The 24,577-nt window shown below is 47.2% G+C and carries 15 protein-coding genes, 1 pseudogene and 1 riboswitch; of the genes and pseudogenes, 4 read left to right on the top strand and 12 right to left on the bottom strand.

The window, feature by feature from the left end:
* Window positions 1-71: 71 nt before the first annotated feature.
* The 5 genes and pseudogenes from MBEAL2_RS00265 to MBEAL2_RS00245 form a co-directional block, all read right to left on the bottom strand.
* Window positions 72-1,928 carry a bifunctional homocysteine S-methyltransferase/methylenetetrahydrofolate reductase gene (locus MBEAL2_RS00265; protein ID WP_047150343.1) on the bottom strand — a complete coding sequence of 619 codons (1,857 nt, stop codon included), beginning with the start codon at window positions 1,926-1,928 and terminating at the stop codon, window positions 72-74.
* A 28-nt stretch (window positions 1,929-1,956) separates the two neighbouring features.
* A pseudogene (gene metH, locus MBEAL2_RS00260) lies at window positions 1,957-5,415 on the bottom strand (methionine synthase).
* A gap of 95 nt (window positions 5,416-5,510) precedes the next feature.
* A riboswitch (SAM riboswitch) is annotated at window positions 5,511-5,615 on the bottom strand.
* 58 nt (window positions 5,616-5,673) lie between these two features.
* Window positions 5,674-6,504: an EamA family transporter gene (locus tag MBEAL2_RS00255; protein WP_047150342.1), complete on the bottom strand. Its 831-nt coding sequence runs from the start codon at window positions 6,502-6,504 to the stop codon at window positions 5,674-5,676.
* Between the two features lie 21 nt (window positions 6,505-6,525).
* Window positions 6,526-6,843 (bottom strand): hypothetical protein, encoded by a 318-nt coding sequence (locus MBEAL2_RS00250; RefSeq protein ID WP_047150341.1) that lies wholly within the window; start codon window positions 6,841-6,843, stop codon window positions 6,526-6,528.
* 20 nt (window positions 6,844-6,863) lie between these two features.
* Complete coding sequence (locus tag MBEAL2_RS00245; protein ID WP_236692657.1) at window positions 6,864-7,592, bottom strand: IclR family transcriptional regulator; 729 nt, start codon at window positions 7,590-7,592, stop codon at window positions 6,864-6,866.
* A 295-nt stretch (window positions 7,593-7,887) separates the two neighbouring features.
* On the opposite strand from MBEAL2_RS00245, the gene acnA reads away from it, so the two are divergent.
* Window positions 7,888-10,614 carry an aconitate hydratase AcnA gene (gene acnA / locus MBEAL2_RS00240; RefSeq protein ID WP_047150339.1) on the top strand — a complete coding sequence of 909 codons (2,727 nt, stop codon included), beginning with the start codon at window positions 7,888-7,890 and terminating at the stop codon, window positions 10,612-10,614.
* A gap of 60 nt (window positions 10,615-10,674) precedes the next feature.
* Here the strand turns inward: acnA and MBEAL2_RS32175 are convergent, their stop codons facing one another.
* Complete coding sequence (locus MBEAL2_RS32175) at window positions 10,675-10,815, bottom strand: hypothetical protein (RefSeq protein ID WP_173427683.1); 141 nt, start codon at window positions 10,813-10,815, stop codon at window positions 10,675-10,677.
* A 69-nt stretch (window positions 10,816-10,884) separates the two neighbouring features.
* Window positions 10,885-11,367, bottom strand: coding sequence for a hypothetical protein (locus MBEAL2_RS00235; RefSeq protein WP_047150338.1), 483 nt, complete (start codon window positions 11,365-11,367; stop codon window positions 10,885-10,887).
* Window positions 11,368-11,459: 92 nt separating this feature from the next.
* On the opposite strand from MBEAL2_RS00235, the gene MBEAL2_RS00230 reads away from it, so the two are divergent.
* The gene (locus MBEAL2_RS00230; RefSeq protein ID WP_047150337.1) at window positions 11,460-12,440 is read left to right on the top strand and encodes an NAD(P)H-quinone oxidoreductase; all 981 of its coding nucleotides are present in this window, start codon (window positions 11,460-11,462) and stop codon (window positions 12,438-12,440) included.
* Window positions 12,441-12,491: 51 nt separating this feature from the next.
* Here the strand turns inward: MBEAL2_RS00230 and MBEAL2_RS00225 are convergent, their stop codons facing one another.
* Together MBEAL2_RS00225 and MBEAL2_RS00220 are read right to left on the bottom strand one after the other, a co-directional pair.
* The gene (locus MBEAL2_RS00225; RefSeq protein ID WP_047150336.1) at window positions 12,492-13,934 is read right to left on the bottom strand and encodes an NAD-dependent malic enzyme; all 1,443 of its coding nucleotides are present in this window, start codon (window positions 13,932-13,934) and stop codon (window positions 12,492-12,494) included.
* A 139-nt stretch (window positions 13,935-14,073) separates the two neighbouring features.
* Window positions 14,074-14,286, bottom strand: coding sequence for a hypothetical protein (locus MBEAL2_RS00220; protein ID WP_047150335.1), 213 nt, complete (start codon window positions 14,284-14,286; stop codon window positions 14,074-14,076).
* Between the two features lie 179 nt (window positions 14,287-14,465).
* On the opposite strand from MBEAL2_RS00220, the gene dapD reads away from it, so the two are divergent.
* Window positions 14,466-15,176, top strand: a complete 711-nt coding sequence (gene dapD, locus MBEAL2_RS00215; protein WP_047150334.1) for a 2,3,4,5-tetrahydropyridine-2,6-dicarboxylate N-acetyltransferase — start codon at window positions 14,466-14,468, stop codon at window positions 15,174-15,176.
* Window positions 15,177-15,188: 12 nt separating this feature from the next.
* Window positions 15,189-16,349: an N-acetyldiaminopimelate deacetylase gene (locus MBEAL2_RS00210; RefSeq protein ID WP_047150333.1), complete on the top strand. Its 1,161-nt coding sequence runs from the start codon at window positions 15,189-15,191 to the stop codon at window positions 16,347-16,349.
* Between the two features lie 13 nt (window positions 16,350-16,362).
* Here MBEAL2_RS00210 and MBEAL2_RS00205 read toward each other — a convergent pair whose 3' ends face one another.
* The 3 genes from MBEAL2_RS00205 to MBEAL2_RS00195 form a co-directional block, all read right to left on the bottom strand.
* Window positions 16,363-20,694 carry a bifunctional 2',3'-cyclic-nucleotide 2'-phosphodiesterase/3'-nucleotidase gene (locus MBEAL2_RS00205; RefSeq protein WP_047150332.1) on the bottom strand — a complete coding sequence of 1,444 codons (4,332 nt, stop codon included), beginning with the start codon at window positions 20,692-20,694 and terminating at the stop codon, window positions 16,363-16,365.
* A 271-nt stretch (window positions 20,695-20,965) separates the two neighbouring features.
* Entirely contained in the window at window positions 20,966-22,042 is a 1,077-nt protein-coding gene (locus tag MBEAL2_RS28715) for an S-layer homology domain-containing protein (RefSeq protein ID WP_052947326.1), read from the bottom strand.
* 83 nt (window positions 22,043-22,125) lie between these two features.
* Entirely contained in the window at window positions 22,126-24,378 is a 2,253-nt protein-coding gene (locus MBEAL2_RS00195; RefSeq protein ID WP_082129670.1) for a PhoX family protein, read from the bottom strand.
* Between the last annotated feature and the right edge of the window lie 199 nt (window positions 24,379-24,577).

Below are 24,577 nucleotides of genomic sequence, written 5' to 3'. Positions count from 1 at the left end.
TAAAAAAACAGGAGTATAAAAGTGTGAACAGGTTCTCCCCGTTCCACGCTTTCATACTCCCTTATCCCTTCTTACAGCAGTACGCGGCTTTTCTCGTGCACGTACCTCGTCAAATCCGCTGTCATCTCATAAAACGAAAACGGCGTAATCAAATAAATTCCTTTAAAATACTCCATCGCCACATCCACCAGCTCACGGGCAATCGCCACACCTTCCTGCCGCGCCTCCGCTCCCGCCTGGAAGCGGCTCATCCTCTCGCGGGCCTCATCCGATATTTTAATGCCTGGAACCTCATTATGCAGAAACTCAGCATTCCGTGCACTGCTCAGCGGCATGATGCCGATGAAAATCGGAATATCGAGGTGCTTCGTTCCCTCATGAATCATTTCAATCGTTTTCTGGTCATACACCGGCTGCGTCATAATAAAATCGGCACCGGCTTCCACCTTCTTCTCCAGCCTGCGGACAGCGGCATCAAACTGCCGGACGTGCGGGTTAAATGCCGCTCCGACCACGAAATTAGCCTGCTGCTTCAGCAGCTTTCCGGAAAACGTAAATCCCTCATTCAACTGCTTTATCATGCGGATTAAATCAAAGGAGGATACGTCAAATACCGAACTCGAACCCGGCAAATCGCCAAACCTTGCAGGGTCTCCCGTTACGACAAGCACCTGGTGAATACCCAGTGCATGCAGCCCCATCAAATGGGACTGCTGGCCAATTAGATTTCGATCCCGGCAGGCGATGTGAAGCAGCGGTTCGGCCCCCAGCCTGTTTTTCATAATCGAGCCGAGCGCCATATTGCTCATTCTTGTTGTCGCGAGCGAGTTATCAGCCAGTGTAATCGCGTCTGCTCCCGCATCCTGCAGGCTCGCTGTCCCCTGGAGGAATTTTTCCGTATCCAGCTCTCTTGGCGGGTCAAACTCAACAATAACCGTATGCCGTTCCGTTACCGTCTGCAAAATCCCCTGCTTACTCTTCTTGTCAGGCGAAGAAACCCGGATTTCCGTATGGATTCCTTCCTCTTCTTCGATTTCCGGATTGATTCGTGGAAGCGGTTCTCTTTCCGCCAGCACCTGCGCCATCATGCGGATGTGCTCGGGGGTCGTGCCACAGCACCCCCCAATAAGACGCGCGCCCTGTGCCCGGAAGCGGAGGGCGCTGTCTCCAAAATACTGCGGAATGGATGCGTAGGAATACTCCCCATCCGCCAGCCCCAGCCGTCCCGCATTCGGGAAAACAGACAGCGGCGTGTCATCCGGAACAACAACCCGTTCAATCGAACGGAGAATCTCTGCCGGACCAAGCCGGCAGTTGAGTCCAACAACGTCTGCTCCTGCCTTCTTTAGCTCTCGGAACGCCTGGCTGAGCGTATATCCGTCCCTTGTTGTTCCGACCTCCATTGTCGCCATTTGTGCCACAATCGGAATGTCAGTGAGCGGACGGATGACATCAAGAGCAAGCAGCAGCTCATCCAGGTCAAGGAACGTTTCCAGTAGAATGGCATCCACGTCAGCAAACAGAAGGGCGGACGCCTGTTCTTCGAATTGCTCTCCATATCCCTTCATGTGAATGTCCCGCACCCTGCCCGCGTTGATAGAGCCGATGCCTCCCGCAACATAAGCATCTTCTCCGACCGAGCTGCGTGCAATCTGGGCGGCTGCCCTGTTTATCCGGGACACTTTATCCTGCAAGCCGTGCTTGGCAAGCGCATCCCGATGGGCGCCATATGTGTTTGTCTGGATAAATCGGGCGCCTGCCTCATAATAAGCCTGGTGCACTGTACCAATAAGTTCGGCGTTGGATAAATTCAATTCTTCATAACTGACGCCAATCGGCACCCCGAGCCGATACAGCCAGGTGGCCATTGCACCATCACCAATCAGGATATTTTTCTCTAGATGTGTTTTTAAATTTTCCTTTTTCATTTCCGCCTCTCCCTTCTGTCCTGACTGATTAATCAGCGTTAAAGTAACGGGCCTCCGGATGGGAGAAGACCATGGCTGACACGGATGCTTCCGGCTCCATCATACAGCCTTCCGTCAGTTGAACATCAATCTGTTCCGGTTTCATAAGGTCAAACAACGGCTTCTGATCTTCTAAATCAGGGCAAGCAGGGTATCCGAATGAAACGCGAATGCCCTGGTACCTTGCACCGAAACGCTCCAGCATCGTCATCTCAGCCGGATCCGGGAATCCCCATGCATCACGCATAATATGGTGCAGTCTTTCGGCAAAAGACTCCGCAAGTTCAAGGGCGAGCGCCTGGAGAGCATGGGAACGAAGGTAATCCCCCTTGTTCTTCCATTCCTCCGCTTTTTCCCGCACGCCTTCCCCAGCGGTAACGACAAGGAATCCCACGCAGTCCATTACACCGCTTTCCACAGGCCGGACGAAGTCAGCCAGGCATAAGAACGGTTCCTTTTTTTGTCTCGGGAAGGTAAATGTTTTGATTACCTTTGTATGATCGGCCGGATCATAAATGTAAATATCATTGCCTCTCGATTGGGCAGGGAAGAAACGGTACATTCCCTGCGCTTTCAGCAGACCGTTCTCCTTCGCTTCTGCGAGCAGTTGATCAATGACCGCCTTCAATTCAAGCGTTTTCTCGTCTCCCTCGGCGATGAGCTTATCGACATTGCCACGAATACCGAGATGTTTTCCGAGCAGCATGCGCAAATTCAAATACGGCTGAAGATAGGAAAGCGGGTAGTCCCGTAAAATATGCTGTTCGAAATCCGGCGGCAGGTACACAGGCCCTTCCGTACTAATGGAAGAACGTTTCGGTATGGCTTTTTCCTCCACAGCTTCCACCACACTTGCCGCAGCCGCTTCATCCAGCCGCTCCTGGCGGGCAGCCTGCAGCTCCTGGGCAAGCGCTTCACGCTCGGCCGGGTTCGCTAATTTATTGGCTAGTTCAAGGCCATACATCGCGTCCTTGGCATACAGAACGAGTCCGTCGTATTCCGGTGTAATTCGTGTATCCGTAAATTTGCGGGTAAGTGCAGCACCGCCGACCATCACAGGAGCGTCAATTCCTGCCGCTTTTAAATCCTGGGCCGTCGTGACCATTTGCAACGCTGATTTCACGAGCAGCCCCGACAACCCAATCATGTCAGGCTTCTCCTTGCGGTATGCCGCAATGAGCTGTTCAGGCGTTACTTTAATTCCAAGGTTTACAATGTCATAACCGTTATTTCCAAGGATGATTTCTACTAAGTTCTTCCCGATATCATGGACATCGCCTTTTACCGTCGCCAGCATTACTTTACCTTTTGTCGCTGACTCGTTTTTCTCCATGTGCGGTTCAAGGAAAGCAACGGCGGCCTTCATGACTTCCGCACTCTGCAGTACTTCCGCCACAATAAGCTGATTGTCGTTAAACAGACGGCCTACCTCTTCCATCCCCTTCATTAACGGGCCGTTAATGATATCAAGCGGTACGTATTTTCCAAGCGCCTCCTGTAAATCGGGAAGAAGCCCTTCCTTTGTCCCTTCTACAACGTAATAAGCCAGGCGCTCTTCCAGCGTAAGGGTGGATACCTCCTCCGTTTTCTCTACTTTCTTCTCGCGATAGAAAGCAGTAAAGCGGGCGAGTGTCTCATCATTTGTATTAAAAAGCAGCTCTTCCGCCTGTTTCTTCTCTTCATCCGGAATGGAGGCAAATCTTTGCAGCTTTTCCGTATTGACGATAGCGTAATCGAGCCCGGCCTTCGTACAGTGGTACAAATAGACGGCATTCAACACTTCACGCCCTGCAGGCGGCAGCCCGAACGAAACGTTGCTTACGCCAAGAATGGCCTGGCATTCAGGAAGTGCTTCTTTAATCAGGCGAATGCCTTCTACCGTTTCTTTCGCCGAGCCGATATACGCTTCATCCCCCGTTCCGACCGGGAAAACGAGCGGATCGAAAATAATGTCCCTTGGGTTTAATCCATATTTGTTCACGAGCAGATCGTGCGAGCGCCGTGCCACTTCGAGCTTTCGCTCCCGGGTAACCGCCATGCCATCCTCATCAATCGTACCGACAACAACCGCTCCGCCGAATTTCTTCAGCAGGGGAGCGACCTCTTCAAAACGCTGTTCCCCGTCTTCAAGGTTGATCGAATTGATAATCGCTTTTCCTTGCGAGTATTTAAGCGAAAGCGCGATGACCTTCGGATCCGTAGAGTCGATCATGAGCGGAACCTTCACCTTTTTGGTCACAAACTGGAGGAACGCTTCCATGTCTTTTTCTTCATCCCGATCCGGATCCGCAAGGCAAATATCGATAACGTGGGCGCCCTTCTTCACCTGGGCGCGCGCAACTTCCGAAGCTTCTTCATATAATTCGCCTTTAATTAAATCGCGGAATTTCTTCGAGCCGATGACATTGGTCCGCTCCCCTACAAAGAGAGGGCGGTTATCCTGCTCCAGGTAAACAGGTTCGATTCCTGACACCACATGTGTTTGCAATCCTGCCGGAGTGCGCGGCTCGTAGTCCTTCAGTGCCTCGGCGAGCGCGCGGATATGCTCCGGCGTTGTTCCGCAGCAGCCGCCGGCTACGTTAATCCATCCTTTTTCGGCGAAGCCGCCAACTTGGCTGCCAGTGCCTGCGGGGACTCATGATAATGCCCATCCTCATCGGGCAGCCCCGCGTTCGGGTAACAGCTTACGGCGCATGATGCCATGCCGGACAGCGTGCGGATGTGATCGCGCATAAACTCAGGGCCGGTCGCACAGTTGAGACCAACCGATATTGGCTGCAAATGCTCGAGTGAAATGTAGAAAGCTTCAATGTTCTGGCCGGCAAGCGTCGTTCCCATCGGTTCAATCGTTCCGGAAATCATGACAGGTATCCTGTAACCCAGCGTTTCAAACGCCTTCTGAATGGCAATCCCGCCCGCTTTCACATTCAGCGTATCCTGTGCCGTCTCAAGCAGGAGAACATCCGAGCCGCCTTCAATGAGAGCGAGCACCTGTATATAGTAGGTATCTATCAGCTTCGAAAGTAACCCCGCCTGTCACGGACAATGTTTTGGTCGTCGGTCCAATTGAACCGGCTACAAAACGGGGCCATTCAGGCGTTGACCATTTGTCCGCGGCTTCACGGGCAAGCTTTGCCGCCACCATATTGATTTCCCGTGAGCGGTCCTGCAGATCATACTCGGCAAGAACGATAGACGCTCCTCCGAAGGTATTCGTTTCGATAAGATCGGCGCCTGCTTCAAGATAGATCTCATGTATATTGCGAATGACATCAGGACGGGTAAGAGTGAGCATCTCATTACAGCCTTCGTATTCCTCACCGCCAAAATCTTCGGCCGTTAAATTGGCCTGCTGCAGCATCGTCCCCATCGCACCGTCGAGTATAAGAATTTTCTTCTTTAACTGCTGTTCAATCGTTGTCTTTGTTTGGATCGCTATGTCGCTCATCATATCTTCCTTTCTCGGTGGCATTCCGCGCTACGCAACTAGAAAAGGCCTTCCTAATAAGGAAGGCCCGGATCGTTACCGTTCGCTCTGCGCATTCCTTATCTTCCAGGAAAAAACTCCTGCTGGAATTAGCACCTTCCCACAATTGGGGGGTTGCCGGGCGTCATCGGGCCAGTCCCTCAGCCTGCTCTCGATAAGAGTAAACTTTTTATTTTCTTAATTATTATTCAACATAGAAAAAGAGTCAAGAGAAATTTGTCACACTTTCGTCAGAACAAGCCCAAGAAGTGCTGTACAAATCCCGAACAGCTGGTACAGTTTGAGCCTTTCCTTAAATAAATAACAGCCGGCCAGAATAACGACCAGACAGTTCAAGCTAACGACCGGAAATACAATGCTTGCCACCCCGGATTGCAGGGCATAGAAATAGCAGCTGAAGCCAATGATGCTCAGCATACCGACACAGGCGCCGATCCTTGCCTCGTTCCGATCCGGCTTTTGCTTTCTCAGCCCGGCGGCCAGGTATAAGCCTCCACCGCCGTACATGGCCACAAGCATGTCCATCGAACCGATGTGCAAGTACGAAGAGCTCTTCATCAACACGCCGAGAATGCCGAAGGATAGCACAGCAAGTATGATGCGGACAATCCACGGAGCATACTCACTTGTCCCCGCTCCGCCGGGTGTGTACTGAATCACAACGACAGAACCAAGCATGCACAGAATGCCCGTCCAGTGCAGAAAAGGAATCTGTTCATGAAAAATCACGCCCGCCGCCAGCACAGGAAAAATCGCATTCGCAGCAATCAGAGGTGACGTTAAGCTGGCCGGCCCCTTCTCGAACGCACGCGCCATCTGAATGTTCCCGTTGGCGTTCAACACACCGATGGCGGCCCCAAGGAGAATGGAAACGATGTTAGGCTGAAGAGCGTGCACGGCCAGTCCATATATAAGCGTTAAAAGAAATGCGGTCAGATAAAAGAAAAACTGGATGTTTACTTTTGACATTCCACGGCCTGTACTCCATTTAAATATCGTGTTGTTCACACCGAAACAAACGGCCGTCGTCAGCGCTGCTAAAAGCCACATATACTGTCTACCTTCTTTGCCTTATTGTTCGTCGAATTCATTTAAATCTACATAATACACAAGGTTTTTATCACTTGCCGGATGGGCAACCGTCACTTCTGTCTTCCCACCGTCAGCCGGGGACAGGTGAATCTTCATTTCGCTTTTTTCTTCGATTCCCAATTCCTGATATGTATCAAGCACCCATTCGAGCGCTTCCTCCGTTAGCGGTACCCCGACGATGCCTCCATCGGCTGCCGGGAGATGGACAAGCTTCTTATTATCAACAAAACCGCGCACCGTGTCGAGCAGAATCTCCAATTGAAGAGCTGTAAGCGCAATGGGATACGTATCTGTCATTTCTCTTTCCCTCCTTTCCGTCAGTTCAGCATCATTTCCATTCTCTTGGCTGCTTCTCTAATAACCGGAACATTTTCTTTCATTTTTTCAATGGTGAGCCGGTTCGATGGCCCTGATATCGATAAGGCCACAGCAAGCTCTCCTCTGCGGTTGAGCAAGGGAACGGATACGGCGGCCGCGCCTGCTTCCCGCTCTTCTGAACTCGTTGCATAGCCATTCTGCCTGATCTCCTCAAGCTGTTCGAGGTATATCTTTTTATCAACCGAAGACGGCCAGTTCGGGTCGGACAATACCTGCTTCTGCACCTTAGGCGGAGCGTAGGCAACGAGTATTTTGCTGGAGGCTCCAACTGATAAAGGAAGATGGGCGCCAATCGGAGCGACGCGGCGGATCGTTTCGTTGCTTTCTACCGCCTGGATACGAATCCGCTCATTTCCATTGCGAACATACAGGCTAATCGTTTCGCCCAGTTTATCGCGCAGCCGGGTCATTTCAGGAAGCAGAAGTGTTGCCGGGTCATCCTCATGTGCAAGGTTTGCCGACAGCTGCCAGATGCGAAAGCCAAGCTGGTATTTTTCTGTGTCCGGATTTCGCGTGAGAAATCCCCTTCCTTCTAACGAAGCCAGGAGGCGGTATACCGTGCTTTTATTAAGGCCAACCTTTTGTGAAATCTCCGTAAGCGTAAGCTCTTTTGCATCAATAAAGCTGAGCAAAATATCCAGCGCCCGGTCCGCCGCTCTCACCGTCATTTTATTTTCCTGCGTATCCACCAACTTCACCTTCCCGAATGGCTCAATGTGTCGTTTCATCAAATGAAACGTTGTTGCAATATGGACAAATTATACCTTATTATAAACCGCCCCGTAAACCGCGGATATGGATGATACTCTCCTTATTATATAGGAATTTTATGTCTTAAAAAAATCAAGAAAAAAGTTAAAAATGGGAGTGTACGCCGGAGAAAAAAAACGTTATAATAGTATCGTTAAGAGAAACAGGGTTTCACTTGATGAAACAAATTGAAACTTACGGGAGGTCATCGAATTGGCAAACAAAGATGCTTATTCTGTACGTTCTACCTTACAGGTAGGAAATAAACCTTATACTTACTTTTCATTAAAAGCACTGGAAGAGAAAGGACTCGGTCCGGTTTCTAAACTTCCATTCTCCATCAAAGTATTGCTTGAAGCAGCCGTTCGTCAGTTTGACGGTGTGGCGATTACAGACGACCACGTGAAAAAGCTCGCTACATGGACGGAAGAGCGTGATGCGAACCAGGAAGTACCTTTCACGCCTGCACGTATCGTACTACAGGACTTCACAGGTGTACCTGCGGTCGTTGACCTTGCAGCTATGCGCCTTGCAATGAAAGAAATGGGCGGAAATCCTGAGCGTATCAATCCGCTTGTTCCTGTTGACCTTGTTATCGACCACTCTGTAATGGTTGACGACTTCGGAAACCCGGATGCGCTTGAAAATAATATGAAGCTTGAATTCGAACGCAATGGCGAGCGCTATCGCTTCCTTCGCTGGGCACAGACTGCATTTGATAACTTCCGCGCAGTTCCTCCGGCAACAGGGATCGTTCACCAGGTAAACCTTGAGTACCTCGCTTCTGTAGCAGCAACAAAGGAAGTAGACGGTGAAACGCAAGTATTCCCTGATTCTCTTGTTGGTACTGACTCTCACACAACGATGATTAACGGCCTTGGCGTTGTTGGCTGGGGTGTTGGCGGTATCGAAGCAGAAGCAGGAATGCTCGGACAGCCTTTATATTTCGTAACACCTGAAGTTGTTGGATTCAAATTAACAGGCAGCCTGGCAGAAGGCGCAACAGCAACAGACCTTGCTCTTACTGTTGTTAACATCCTTCGTAAAAAAGGCGTTGTTGGTAAATTCGTTGAGTTCTACGGCCCTGGCCTGGGCAACATCAGCCTTGCCGACCGTGCAACGGTTGCAAATATGGCTCCTGAATACGGCGCAACGATGGGCTTCTTCCCGGTTGACGAAGAAACATTAAACTTCCTCCGTGCAACAGGCCGCAGCGAAGAGCAGGTTGCCCTTGTAGAAGCATACTATAAAGAACAGGGAATCTTTCGCACGGATGCTACTCCAGACCCTGTATTCTCTGAAACAATCGAGCTTGACCTTGGCTCAATCGTTCCGACACTTGCCGGTCCGAAGCGCCCGCAGGATCGCATAGAACTGACAGCAATGAAGGAAGCGTTCAACGATGCTGTTCGCACCCCAATCGACAAAGGCGGTTTCGGTTTAAGCGATGAGCAAATCGCTGAGAAAGTAACTGTAAACCACAAGAACGGAAAAGTATCCGAGCTTGCAACAGGTGCGGTTGTTATTGCGGCTATCACAAGCTGTACAAACACTTCCAACCCAAGCGTAATGCTCGGTGCAGGCCTTGTTGCGAAAAAAGCGGTTGAAAAAGGCCTTGTTAAGCCTGAATATGTAAAATCAAGTTTAACTCCGGGTTCCCGTGTTGTAAGCCAGTACCTTGAAAAGGCAGGTCTCATGAGACCGCTTGAGCAGCTTGGCTTCTACAATGCAGGTTACGGCTGTGCAACCTGCATCGGTAACAGCGGTCCGCTTCCTGAAGAAGTAGGCAATGCCATTGCAGAAAACGACTTAACGGTTGCTTCTGTTCTTTCCGGTAACCGTAACTTCGAAGGCCGCGTACATGCTCAAGTAAAAGCAAACTATCTTGCTTCTCCTCCGCTTGTTGTTGCTTATGCACTTGCAGGTACAGTGAACATCGACCTTACTACAGAGCCAATCGGCACTGGCAAAGACGGTCAGCCTGTATACCTGAAAGACATCTGGCCAACAAACGATGAAATTAAAGAAGCAGTTAACCAGGCTGTTCGTCCAGAAATGTTTGAAGAAGAGTATGGCAATGTGTTTACAGCTAACCCTCGCTGGAATGCAATCGAGTTCCCTGAAGGCCAGCTGTATGAGTGGGATGGGAAATCCACTTACATCGCGCATCCTCCGTTCTTCTCCGGCCTCGATTCCGAGCCTGGCAGCATTGCAGAAATCGTTGGTGCAAAAGCGCTCGCTCTCCTTGGAGATTCTGTAACAACAGACCATATCTCTCCTGCAGGTAATATCAAAGGTGACAGCCCGGCTGGCCTGTATCTGCAAAATAACGGCGTAGCTGCGAAAGACTTTAACTCTTACGGTTCCCGTCGTGGTAACCACGAAGTTATGATGCGCGGAACATTCGCGAACATCCGTATCCGTAACCAAATGGCTCCTGGCACAGAAGGTGGCGTAACGACTTACCTTCCAACTGGTGAAGTCATGCCAATTTACGATGCGTCTATGAAATACCAGGAATCCGGCACTCCGCTTGTTGTTATTGCTGGTAAAGAATACGGTACAGGAAGCTCACGTGACTGGGCTGCCAAAGGTACTTTCCTCCTTGGCGTAAAAGCAGTTATCGCTGAAAGCTTCGAGCGTATCCACCGTAGCAACCTGGTTGGAATGGGCGTTCTTCCGCTTCAATTCGCAGAAGGAACGAATGCTGGAACACTTGGCATTATCGGAACAGAAACGTTTGACATCTTCGGTATTAGCAATGATGTTAAGCCGGGTCAAACGATTAAAGTAACGGCTACTCGCCAGGATGGCACTTCCTTCGAATTCGAAGCAATCGTTCGTCTGGACAGCACAGTAGATATTGAGTACTACCGTAACGGTGGTATCCTGCAAACCGTTCTTCGCCAGATTGCACAAGAAGAAACAGCAAATGTATAAAAAATAAAGGAAAGAGCCAGTCTGATAAACTATTCAGGCTGGCTCTTTCCTTTATACTCCTCAAACTGTGCGGTTGTTCTGTTTGGGCTGTCCGGCGAAGGATTGGAATTGGTTCATTAGTTTTTGGCGGGATTCTTTATTTCTGAGCAAATATGCCGTTCCGAGTGCAAGGGTAGTCATCATCATTTTTTTCTTGTCCATTATTTTTGCCTCCTTAGTATATCTAGGTGCGTTTATATAGGAATACCCTCTCCCGACAGAACGAAAACATCATTTATTTTCTCCGTCAAGCATATCGTCAATCCGCTTAAACAGGCTGCGGATAGAATCCTCGTCAAATTTCTTATCCTTCTTAAAGTCATCCAGCATGCTGGACAGTTCCCGGCCCGCGCGCTCGTCGTCGATACCTTCGCCCACTCCGGAAGGATCAAACCATAAATACGGCTCCCCATCGCTGCCGCGTAAATACATTTGATTCCAATGCTTTGGATATTCATACTCCTGCTCGCCGAGCGCAACGGCAATCACATCGTCGGTTTCAATTGGGAGGAGGTGGTCATACACCTCTTCTACCCCGCCCTCCAGCAGATTGAGGTGGCGCAGGGTGTACCGGACATAATGTTCTCCTGTTTCGCTGTCTTTGACAATCGCATACCGTTCATTTTCTTTTACAAGCAGCTCTTTTGTTTCTTCCAGCCGTTTCTGCAGTTCTTCATGCGGTATGGCTTTTGCTTCTTTAAATGAAGAGTCCATATAAACACGCCCTTTCCTTTCTCTCAATAAATAAGATACCATATTAAGTAACACGCTACGAATTTCAAATAATCCAGAGGAGGGAATTTATTATGAGAGCTATACTTGTTGAACAGGAAACAAAACGCCTGTACCTTGGAGAGACAGAAAATCCTGCCGTATCGGAGGACGAGCTGCTCGTCAAAGTAAAAGCTACCGCGCTGAATCGCGCCGACCTTCTACAGAAACGCGGACTCTATCCGCCCCCGTCCGGAGCCTCCCCGATCCTTGGCCTGGAAATGGCCGGCGTTGTCGAGAAGGTCGGCAGTAACGTAGAAGGCTGGAAGGCGGGAGACAGGGTGTGCGCGCTGCTGCCTGGCGGAGGATACGCAGAGTATGCAGCCATTCCTGCGGGCATGGCGATACGCATCCCTGAAGGCTTCTCCTTTGAAGAAGCCGCTGCGATCCCCGAGGTTTTCCTTACCGCCTATCTGAATCTTTTTCTCCTGGGCGGCCTGAAGCCCGGATATACCGTCTTGATTCACGCAGGGGCAAGCGGTGTCGGAACAGCCGCCATCCAGCTCGTCCGCGAAGCCGGCTCAGCCGCCATTGTCACGGCAGGCAGTGAAGAGAAGCGAGAAACCTGCCTGGCACTCGGTGCAAGTAAAGCAATCGATTATAAAGCAGGCCCGTTTGCCCAGAAGGTGAAAGAAGCAACGGATGGAAAAGGCGTCAATATCATCCTTGATTTCATCGGTGCCTCATACTGGGAACAGAACATTGAATCCCTTGCCGTAGACGGCCGGTTAATCATCATCGGTACGATGGGCGGCGCAAATGTAAAGGATGTCAATCTCGGCCAGCTGCTGTCCCGCCGCCTGCAGGTCATCGGCACCGCCCTTCGTTCGCAGCCGGTAGAAAACAAAATAGATTTAACGAAGCAATTCTGGGATTTCGCCTCTCCCCGTTTCACTGACGGCCGCTTAAAGCCAATCGTGGATTCCGTCTGGGATTGGACAGAAGCTAACGAGGCACACCAGCACATGGAGCAAAATAAAAATACAGGAAAAATTGTTCTGCGCGTGAACGCTTAAACAGCAAAAGGGAGCCAACCGGCTCCCTTCTCTTTTTTTCTTGCCCTTGCCTTACTCTCCAAAGAGGAGCGGCTTCCTCTTATCTCTAGGCGTTTTGCGGGCAACGCCCGTTGCAATGGCTGCCTGTACGACGGCATCGCGCACGCTCTTGACCACTTTATCATTAAACACGCTCGGAATAATATACTGTTCATTTAATTCCTCATCCGTAATGATAGAGGCAATCGCATGCGCCGCCGCTACTTTCATCTCTTCGTTAATATCGATAGCCCGGCAATCGAAAGCACCCCGGAAAATACCAGGGAAGCAGAGAACGTTGTTAATCTGGTTCGGATAATCAGAGCGTCCGGTCGCCAGTACACGTACGAGGCCAACCGCATCTTCCGGATCGATTTCAGGCTGCGGATTGGCCATCGCAAATACAATCGGATCCTTCGCCATCGCACGAACCATGTCCGGTTTCAGAATGTTTCCACGCGAGACACCGACAAACACATCCGCATCGACCAGGGCGTCCGCAAGCTCTCCCTTCATATCATCCGGGTTTGTAATGTTTGAGATTTCTTCCCATACCGGGTTTTCATACGTCGTAGAGCGGGAAAGAATTCCGTCCCTATCTACGCCGATGACCTGCTTAGCTCCTGCATTTAAGAGAATTTTTGTGCAGGCTACACCGGCTGCACCCATCCCGGTCACAACGATTTTGCAGTCTGAAATGTTCTTGCCGACAATTTTCAGCGCATTCAGCAAGCCGGCGAGAATGACGACCGCCGTCCCATGCTGGTCATCGTGGAAAACAGGAATATCCAGGCGTTCACGCAATGCTTGTTCAATTTCAAAACAGCGGGGAGCGGAAATATCCTCAAGGTTAATCCCGCCAAAAGCCGGGGCCATGCGGACAATGGTATCAATAATTTCCTGTGTGTCCTTCGTATCAAGGCAAATCGGGAACCCATCTACCTGGGCAAGCTGTTTGAAAAGCATGGCTTTCCCTTCCATGACCGGCATTGCCGCATAAGGCCCAATATCCCCAAGTCCAAGCACGGCCGTTCCATCGCTTATGATGGCAACCGTGTTTCTTTTAATGGTGAGTTTATATGCTTTTGATTCATCATCCGCAATGGCCTCGCAAACTCTCGCTACGCCCGGTGTATACACGCGGGATAAGTCGTCACGGTTTTGAATGGGGCGCTTTGCTTTAATTTCAATTTTTCCCCCGATGTGCATGAGGAACGTCCGGTCGGATACGGTAAGGACTTTAACACCCGGAATTTCTCCTACGCTTTTCACAACTTCGTTTACCTGGGCCTGCGTTTTTGTGTTGATCGTATAATCTCGTACCGTGGTCGCTTCAGACGATTCAATCACGTCGATCGCAACGATGTCTCCCTGCTCGTTCCCAACCGCTGTCGCAATATCGACGAAGCTGACCTTCTGCGGATCCATTTCTAATCGCAAAATCGCACTTGTACCTGAAGTATTAAATGATTTCATACGCGTCCTCCCTGTTCTATGAACCTACATCTCCTATTAAAACTATAATTAGTGTATTAATTTATTATATTACAAAAGAAACTTACACAAAAGAAAAGATCAGGTGCTTTTGTCGCTTACCTGATCTTTCCATTTCCTATTATCTTATATCTCCATTGTCATTGACCGGATTCATACCCGACTGGCCTGCCTGCTGTGTCAGTGATTGGAGGCTCCCCATAATCGAGTTGATTTTCTCCAAGTGCTGCTGCACTTCTCCCGGAGAAGTAACGTTTGTTTTTAGGCTTTTGGCCGATTGTTCTAACTGCTCCGCCAGCCGGTGGGTTAGCGTTACATCAAACGGTTGATTCATATTTCTTCACTCCTGTTATATTTTAGCTATCCATAGTATTTGAGAAAAAGCAAAAAGCATACCCGGCTTTTCAACTTTATCGGTTTAACTGCATAAAGGCGAATGGTATAATGCTAAGAGTAGGAACCATTCTTACTACATTTCTTGACATATTGCCACTAATGAAGGGAGCAAATAGCATGAATTTAATGGACGCAAATCAAATTATTGAGTTTATCCAGAAGAGTGAAAAGAAAACACCGGTAAAAGTACATATCAAAGGGGATTTAGAGGGAATCAACTTTGGGGCCAGCACACAATCTTTTATCACAGGCAACGTAGGTGTGCTGTTTGGTGATTGGAAAGAGATTCAGCCCGTCCTTGAGGCAAACAGCGCTAAAATCGAAGACTACGTAGTGGAAAGCGACCGCCGTAATTCTGCGATTCCTCTGCTTGATACAAAAGGCATCCAGGCGCGCATTGAGCCAGGTGCGGTGATCCGCGACCAGGTGGAAATCGGAAACAATGCCGTCATTATGATGGGTGCAATGATTAACATTGGCGCTGTCATTGGAGAAGGTACGATGATCGATATGAATGCGGTTGTCGGCGGACGAGGCACCATCGGGAAGAACTGCCATATCGGTGCCGGTGCGGTTGTCGCGGGTGTAATTGAACCGCCTTCCGCTACGCCTGTTATTATTGAAGATGATGTCGTTGTCGGAGCGAACGCGGTGATCCTGGAAGGGGTTCGCGTAGGGAAAGGATCCGTTGTTGCCGCAGGGGCAATCGTTATCGACGACGTGCCGGAAAATGTTGTCGTTGCCGGAACACCTGCCCGCATCATTAAGAAAATAGACGAGAAAACAAAGTCAAAAACAGAAATTAAGCAGGAACTTCGCCAGTTATAAGAAGGGATCGTTATGACAATAAACATCCAGCCTTTTGTTGAGATTCGCAGACAGCTCCACCGCATACCGGAACCTGGATTTGCCGAGTTTAAAACCCAGCAATTTGTTCTCGATACTCTCGCAAAGCTTCCGCAGGAAAGAATCGAGATTAAAACCTGGAGAACCGGGGTTCTTGTCAAAGTAAAAGGCACGAATCCAACAAAACGGATTGGCTATCGCACGGATATGGATGGCCTGCCGATTGCGGAAGAAACCTCTTACGAATTCCAATCCACCCACCCCGGGTATATGCATGCATGCGGGCACGATATGCATATGTCCATCGCCCTCGGCGTGCTCACTTATTTTGTAGAAAACAGCGTGCGAGACGATTTGATTTTTATTTTCCAACCGGCTGAAGAAGGTCCGGGGGGAGCCCAGCCGATGCTGGAAAGCGAAGAGTTTGCTGCCTGGCGTCCGGATTATATTTTCGCGCTGCACATTGCACCGGAGTATCCGGTCGGTACGATTGCCACGAAGCCCGGCATCCTTTTCGCTAATACATCGGAGCTATTCATCGATCTGATTGGAAAAGGGGGGCACGCCGCTTTTCCGCATACTGCCAATGATATGGTCATTGCGGCTGCACACCTGGCGACCCAGCTGCAGAGCATTGTCTCGCGCAATATCGATCCCCTTGATTCAGGTGTTGTGACGATCGGGAAAATCGAGGGCGGTACAAAGCAAAACATCATCGCGGAAAAAGCGCGCCTGGAGGGAACAATTCGGACGCTCTCTATGGAGTCCATGAAGAAAATCAAGTCCCGTATCGAAGCTCTCGTAAAAGGCATTGAAACCGGCTTTGAATGCAAAGCGGAGATTGATTATGGTTCGAATTACTGCCAGGTGTACAATGAGGAGACGGTGACCCGGGAGTTTATGGAGTGGCTCCCGCAAACCGGACTGGCCCGCCTCATTGAATGCAAGGAAGCGATGACCGGTGAAGACTTCGGCTATTTTCTAGAGAAGATTCCTGGCTTTATGTTATGGCTTGGTGTCAATACACCGTACGGTCTGCACCACGCGAAGATTGAGCCAGATGAGAAAGCGATTGAGGTAGCCGTCAATATCTTTACCCGTTATCTTGAATGGAAAGTGAATGCACAAGAAAAATCCCCGTCCACTTTAAAGTGAACGGGGAGCTTTTTTAATTCTTATTTAGCATGTTGTTAATCATTACAGCGGCTTCGGCACGGGTTGCTTTGTTTTTAGGAGAGAATGTTGTTGTCGTTGTTCCATGTGCAATTCCTTCTTGCAACAATAAGGCAATCCCTTCTTTTGCATAAGGAGCTACACTGTTTTTATCCTTAAACTTAGCAAGCTTTGCATTAACATCTGCCACTTCTTTACCTTTGGTTACTTTAAGAGCATTAGCCATCATCGCTGCCATTTCCTGGCGAGTAATTGGTTTATTCGGTGCAAATTGGTTGGTTCCCACACCGGAAACAAGCTTGTTCGCATAAGCGGATGCAATGGCTTTGTGGTACCACTGGTCTTCTTTGACATCACGGAAGGAAACCGTTGCATTCTCGTCCATCAAGCCTAAGGCATTCACAAGCATAGCTACAAATTCAGCGCGTGTTACCTGCTTAAGCGGGGCAAATTTTTCTCCGGATGCATCTACTCCGTGAATAATCCCTTTTTCAACTAAAGTTTCAATTGCTTTTTGTGCCCAGGCGACAGGAGCTAAATCCTTAAATACAGGTGTTGCCTTGTCACTGCCATTTTCCGGAGCAGCAGTTGAATCTCCCGGTTTTGTTGCAGGAGCTGGTGTAGCCGGTGTAGCCGGTGTAGCTGGTGTAGCTGGTGTAGTAGCTGAACCACCGCCACCACCGCCGCTGTTTCTATCTCTGTCGTTGCTTGGTGTGTTCGGTGCGCTTGGCGCTCCTGCACCTTCCTGTATACGATTTTTAATCGTGTAAGAAAGTGGACTATGAGTTTTCGCATAGTTTACAAAAGCATCAATATCAACTACGCCACCATCAACTTTCTTCCAATTCTTAAGCATAGTGAAGCCATCTCCACCATACCAGCAGAAATCATTTACTGTCATCGTGTACGTTTGATCATCTTTGATTAGTGTTCCATCTTCTTTTGTCAGACTCGTAATTCTCTGACCTTCCGGCTTGCTTTTATCATACGTATACTTAAAGCCTGAAATCTGCCCTAGTGATTTGCCTGTTTTAAACGGCGTTTCTAGGAAACTGCGCAAGTCTTTACCCGTCATTTGCAATTTAACCAGGACGTTACCAAATGGTTGAATCCCAAAGAGAGTTCCGTATGTTACATTACCAGCTTTGAGATCATCCCGAATTCCACCGCTGTTCATGAAGGCAAAATCCGAGTTCAGGCTTTCTTTCATCGCATCTGCGATCATATCTCCAAGTGCAGACTCTCCTGCTGCTGTTGTCGTTCTTGTAATATCAGTAGTTGCTGTTCCCAATTTCTGATCCCGAATCGGAGCAACCGTATCTATGAAACTCTGTACCATAGTAGCAATCTCGGCATCAGGTTGAATCTTAGCCTGGTATACGCTTTGAACAGTTGCGTTGACACTTACAACATCTTGTGTTTTTGGATCTACTTTTAGATCCACATCACTGAAAGCTGTCCCGTAAGAATAGGCTTCAATAATCTTAATTTTCTTGTTCGGATCATTGTCATTTGGAACATCTGTAGTAAAGCCTGCGTGATCATGACCACCCAAGATCAAGTCGACATCAGGGTCTACCTGTTTAGCCAACGCTGTCGCTTCATCCCTACCAGAGTGATCCAGTACAACGATCGTATGAACCCCTTTTCCTTGTAACTCTTTTACATATTTATTAACAGCTTCTTTTTGAGGGATGAAATCTACTGTACTAATTCCATCTTGTTTTACAATGTTAGGCGTATCCATCGTAATGACACCAATAAAACCAACTTTCACTCCACCAATCTCTTTGATTACATATGGATCAACGATTGGATTACGAGTTGTTTTATCTACGATGTTTGCACAAACATAAGGGAAATTAGCACCCTCAAATTTATCATTCGGTCTTTTAGGGTTTACACCGCCATGGATAAGACGCTGAAATTCAGTAGTGCCCTGATCTAACTCATGGTTTCCAATTGTTCCAACACTAAGACCCAATTTGTTAAGGAACTGGATGGTAGGTTCATCCTGCAGTAAGGATGATTCTAAATTACTCGCTCCTACAGCATCACCTGCATGAACAAGCAAGGTATTTGGATTGGCAGCTGCTTTTTGCTTTAAATAAGCAGCTAGATACTTCACGCTACCGAGTTTGGTTCCATCTTTCAATGTACTCGTGTAATCAAGGTGCCCGTGCAAATCATTGATCCCAAGCAGCTTAATATTCACATTACTCAAATCAACAGAGTATTTAGCAAACCCGCCCGTTGAATCCCCTTCATATTTAATTAGCCCATTCGTTTGGTTTGCAAGTTGTTGCGCATTCGGAGAAGAATCAAACACTACTTTGGATTTCACTTGTGTCGGGGCAAATGACCAGTTGTTGTCGGCACTTGGGTCTATCGTTCCCTTCGTTGTAATGTAATCAATGATAGCCTGACGGTTTTCATCCGGGGCATTTAATATGATATTGTTACCATCCGGATTTGCAAACTTACTTCCCGCACGATAGTTGTTCGTTGCAACAACAAACTTTATATCATCAGTAACGTCGTTTCCTTTGTATTTTAAATTTTTAATACGGTGATAACTGTCATCGATGACAGCATTATTCGCATCATATCTCGCCGGCTGTGTTACATCAATTTGGTAGGTTACTCCATCAATAATATCGAAATTGTATGTTGGGAAGCTGGTATTAACAAGCTGCTGTTCATCCGTTTTATTAGGATCAATTTTATTAAATTGGCCTGCAGACCACTCCAACCATTCCTTCAACTGCTTACCGTTAATAAGAGTTGCCTTTACAGTGTTAGGGTAAAGATATAAGTCTGCTACGTTTTTAATTGCAATTGTACCAGCCGGGATATCGGTGTAATATCCTGGTCCTCCATTTTTGCCACCGGCCTTAAATGGAGCAGCAGCAGAAAGAACAGGGTATTTTTCATAGTCCGTTCCCTGGAGTTTATTTTTTACATACCATGTTTGGGCATCCGACACGATTTGTACGGAAGGATCATCTTTTGCCAGGGCAAAAAAGCTGTTGATTGGTGCTGTCGTTTTTCCAACCGGTCCGCGCACATAATTCAATGTGCCCTGATGCTCAGCTTGAACGACATCAATAATCGCCTGGTCAGGTGCTACATTGGCCACTGCATTTTTGTTCGCGTCCTTATACATTGAACCATCCGGGTTTTTCTTGTATACGGAACGGTTCTCAGAATGGGAGTCTGCTACTGTCCAATTCCCGTTTGTTTTCTTTAATGTGAGATCAATGATTCCAAGGTGGTTTCCCCAGAAACCTGGTTCAACAGCTGGAACACTATTAATTGTTCCCTTTACATTGTCTACTCCCGGACCACTGAATCCTTCTGAGGCGAGGGCGGTTGGGAACACTTTATGGGAATGTCCAAACAGAATGGCGTCAATACCGGGCACCTGGGAAAGTTGGTATACGGCGTTTTCTGCATTCGGAGATGGATTAATATCAATTCCTGAGTGAGGAACTGCAATGATAACATCTGCACCGGCTTTTCTCATTTCAGGGATGAATTTCTTTGCAGTATCCACCATGTCTTTAGCGATAACTTTTCCCTGTAAGTTATCTTTATCCCACTGCATAATCTGCGGCGGAGCAAAACCAATAACTCCGATTTTAATCGTTTGATCTTGTCCGTTTTCATCTTTGAAAGTTTTTGTTACGATTTTGTAAGGATTCCATCTGTTCTTATCGTTATTAGGATCGTTATCATGATCGTCATTGTATATATTAGCATTTACATAAGGGAATTTAGCTCCGCTAATCGCCTTGTCTAAATAGTCCAGTCCAAAGTTGAATTCATGATTCCCAATATTTCCGGCCTCATATCCTAACAGATTCATAGCCTTATACACAGGGTGGATGTCATCATGCTTATAGAAAGGATCTACTTTTGCCTCATAATCACCCAAGGGATTTCCTTGAATCAAATCCCCGTTATCAATGAGTATGTTGTTTTGCACTTCATTACGTGCGTTTTTGATTAGAGTGGAAGTCAAAGCCAACCCGTATTCATTCGTGGAGACATCTTTAAAGTAGTCATAATTTACTATGTTTGTGTGTATATCTGTCGTCTCCATAATACGGAGTTTGACGGTATCAGCAGATGTAACATTAATTACTGTAGAATCACTAGTTGCAACTTGGGAGCTTTCGCTAGAAACCCCAACCACAGGCTGTGCTGGTGCTGAATTAGCCGTTTGTGCGTAAGCTGCCGGAACAAACAACTGTGCAGAAAGAATTCCAAAAGAAAGTGAAGAAGCCATCATTCCTTTTAACTTCTTCTTAAAAAGACCATTCATATAAAACCTCCTCTTCAAATATACGAAAATATAAATATACTCATAGTTTCAATAATAAACATGGCAAGTTAACTTAACATGAAGTAACTTTGGTATATATGTAAATATTCACTTACACAAATAACACATTTTAGAACGAATTGCTCTGTTGACATACTCATTTTTCCATTAAAACAAGCCATTTGTCTTAAATTAATTTAGTCAAATACATCGTTTCTGATACCAAAAAGAGCCTTCACTCAAATATGAGCAGGCTCTTTTTGGTATAGAATTATTTCATATCTAGCACGTTTTTAATAACAACCGCAGCTTCTGCACGGCTTGCTTTATTTTTCGGAGAGAAGGTTGCTGCTGTTGTCCCATGAACAATGTCTTCCTGCAATAACAAAGCAACTGCTTCTTTTGCATAAGGAGCTACATTGTTTTTGTCCTTGAACTTGGCAAGCTTCCCATTAACATCCGCTACTTTTTTACCCTTTGTTACCTTCAGGGCATTTGCCATCATAGCGGCCATTTCTTCACGGGTAATCGGTTTTTTCGGCGCAAATTGATTCTTTCCTATACCGGACACAAGCTTGTTTGCTGTTGCAGATGCGACAGCCTGGTAATACCATTCGCCTTTCTTTACATCCTTAAAAGAAGCGGAGGCTTTCTCGTCCATCATTCCCATTGCGTTAACGAGCATCGCAATAAATTCTGCTCGCGTAACCTGCTTGAGAGGTGCAAAGCTTCCTGATGCATCGACACCATGCACGATTCCTTTTTGTGCCAGGTGTTCAATCGCTTCTTTTGCCCAGGATACTACCGGACCCAGGTCACGGAAAGAAGGTGCAGGCTCAGGGCTAGGATTGGCGGGAACTGTTGGCGTTGGAGCGGGTGTTGGTGTTGGCACTGGTGTTGGCTTCGGTACGGGAACTGTTGGCGTTGTAGAAGGAGCAGGAGTTCCACCACCGCCACCTCTATCATTACTGCTTCTATCATTGCTTCCATTGCCAGCGTTCGATACTGTAAATTTATCCGTTGCTACATCTGAACCGCTCCCGGCAACAATTGTATATTCACCTATTGGTGCATTGCTAGCTTCTGTAGGCATCGTAAACATAGTAGAGTATTTACCGTCTGGAGAAGGCTTTACAACATCAAAATATAATACGGTATTGTCCGGTTTTACTACTTTCACAACAACATCAGGTAAACTGCTCGTTCCCTGAATATTTACGTTTTCGCCAGGTTTTGCACCTGCTACATCATTTACTGTGATGTTAGCATTAGCAGCTAGTACATTAAAAGGTAAAGATGCGGATAACAACGCAACCATTGCTGCAGTACGAAAGAATTTTGCTTTCACTTTTTTTACCCCCACTTTATTGAGGTAATCAGCCCGGAAGCCTGCTTACTTTGCTCCGGGTCGATTACACGAATATAGTAAACTTACTTTAATTCTTGCGGATTAGCCAGGCTTGTTCCAATATCGCTTATATCGCTGCCGTATTTATCAACAACATACGTTCTAACACTATACCCTTGACCGGGTACATTAAAGTGTGCTGTTACATTTTGCGCTTTGTCGATATCAGACTCCGTCGCAACGATACTGACAGGTGTTGTTCCCTTCATCAATTGGAATACGACTGCTTCGGTTCCAGCATGCGGTTTTGTTGCAGAAGGTGTCACGGTTACCGTCGCTTTAATGCCGCTTTGCGTTTCTAATTTAGCGTTGCTTATTGTAAACTCTTTTTCTGCTTTCGTGTCTTCTTTCGGCATGGTTAAAGAAGGAAGACCGCTGATGTATCCTACCATTCCCGCTTTTTTATTGTCATACGTTTCGTCAATATATTTTCCGATTTCTGCCTTGAGAGCATCAGGAACTGCTGGTCTACCTGCCAATTCATCACCCGGATGCTGCAGGTTGCTCATGATGTAGCTAAAGCCGTTCAAATTATCAACCGCCTGCAGTCCGGTTGCTTCAGCCCCTGCCGGAACAGAAAGAATGCGGGATAATTTCTTGGTATCTACGTTATACGCCCACACAAAGTTGTTCGTATGCATTCCGCTGTCTTCTCCGATAAAGAGCGTTCTTGTTTCTTCAGAGAAAGAGAGGTTATCCGGATTGGCAACCTTATCTACGGCAGCCGTGTTCCCTACTGCATCCGGAGTCGCTAAATCTTCCCCTACAACAAGTCCGCTCATTGTAGCCGGAACATAGTTACTGTCAATAGAGTTACCATCTTTGTCCTTATGTCCTGGCTGCAGTGATAATTCGTAAGTTACACCGGAAACGATTTTTGGAAGCTGGATATCGTCCTGTGCTTCTCCTTTTGTATCCTTTTCCATTCCTTTTTCCATATAGGACATGGCGATGTATACTTTATTATCTTTCGCGTTGAGCGTGACACCTTCCATTTTATTGAATTCAGAAGTTGCGCCAAGAAGAGCTCCATAACGGCGGGATTCAAGGAATGCTGCCGCCGTCTCCATACCCGGCTTCACTTTCAGCCATTCCTTTTTACCGGAAGGATACGTTTTAATATTTTTGAAACCTAACGTGTCCGAAGTTGTCGTGATGTTTATGGAATCTGCTGTTGTTTCGAAGATGTCACTGAACTTTATGTCCTTATCAATATATGATTTCAGTTCACTATCTGAAGCATGGCCAAGTTTAATCCACTTTAAATTAGCAGAACCGCCATTTTCAGTGCTCGTTTGAACCCACTTACCCGCATACAGTGTACCGGCTGACAAGTCTCTCTCTTTGTCCGCTACGTACATAAACAGCATTGTATTGCCGCCATCATCACCGAAAAGGACGGTTTTATTATCAGGCATGACTTTAGACAACTCATGGGAGAAGCGGCCCATACTGTAATGTTTCACTACACTTGTTGTATTGTCCGCCTTCACGGTTACTTCCGGAATATAGCCGTAGGCATAAGGATTCCCTTTCTTGCTGGCATCCTGGAAGTAGTTCTTGGTAAAGCTGGAGACATACGTTTGTGATGGATCGGCTTCAAAAGCGCGTGCATCCGGCTCGTATTCTTCACTGCTAAGGTGAGTATTCCAAGGTGAGAGCGAACCGTTACAAGGAATCCAGAGCCCGCCTACACCGGCATAATCGACTTTTTTCAAACCGGTTACGGATAAATCTCCGGTCTTCTTGTCCTGATTAATCGTGCTTAAGCTCATGGAAGCAGGAACAAGGCCATATGCGGATTTACCGGAATTATCGCTTGTAATATATTCGTAATGTGTGATAAGAGAAAGAGGATTTCCTCCTTGTCCTGTCGGCTGTGCACCATCGACTTTAAGTAAGCTGTTGGAGTCCGGTGCATCGGAAACGAAAGGAACCGGGTTTCCTGGCGTACTGTTATCCATAATCGGCTTTCTATTTACATCAACCGCAAGCCCAGCAGGTGTTCCATTAATGCTGTCAGTTGATTTAAACAGCTTTTTATAGGAAAGCGGAAATAATTTTGTTGTACTATCACTATATGTTACTTTTGCTTGTGCCGTCGTATAAGCACTTGCCATGTCCTGAGCGTTTGTTGGTGCTGCCATCCCAACAAACTCAACCGATTTCACTGTAATTGCCGGGCTTTCCACAGCTAATACAGGTGACATTGAAGGAATTAATAAAGCCATGCTTAAAGCAGCGGCAAGTTTTTTCTTGAATCCTTTTTTCTTCATGATGAGACCTCCCTTTACTTGTTATAAAAATTCATTTTACTCTCTTGTTATGTAAGTACAGAATTACTATATTACAGGTTCATTAATCCTCTATAAAGAAATCGCTTCTTTTCTTAAATTTATGTATACTTTCTATTAATCTAGTATTTTTTTATTTTAAGACTATAGAAAAATATCAGTTAAAAAGAGAGCAACCCAT

The sequence above is a fragment of the Aneurinibacillus tyrosinisolvens genome, from assembly GCF_001015055.1.
Taxonomy (GTDB): domain Bacteria; phylum Bacillota; class Bacilli; order Aneurinibacillales; family Aneurinibacillaceae; genus Aneurinibacillus_A; species Aneurinibacillus_A tyrosinisolvens.
Note: the sequence above shows the minus strand (reverse complement) of the source record. Positions and strands in the feature narration are given on the sequence as shown.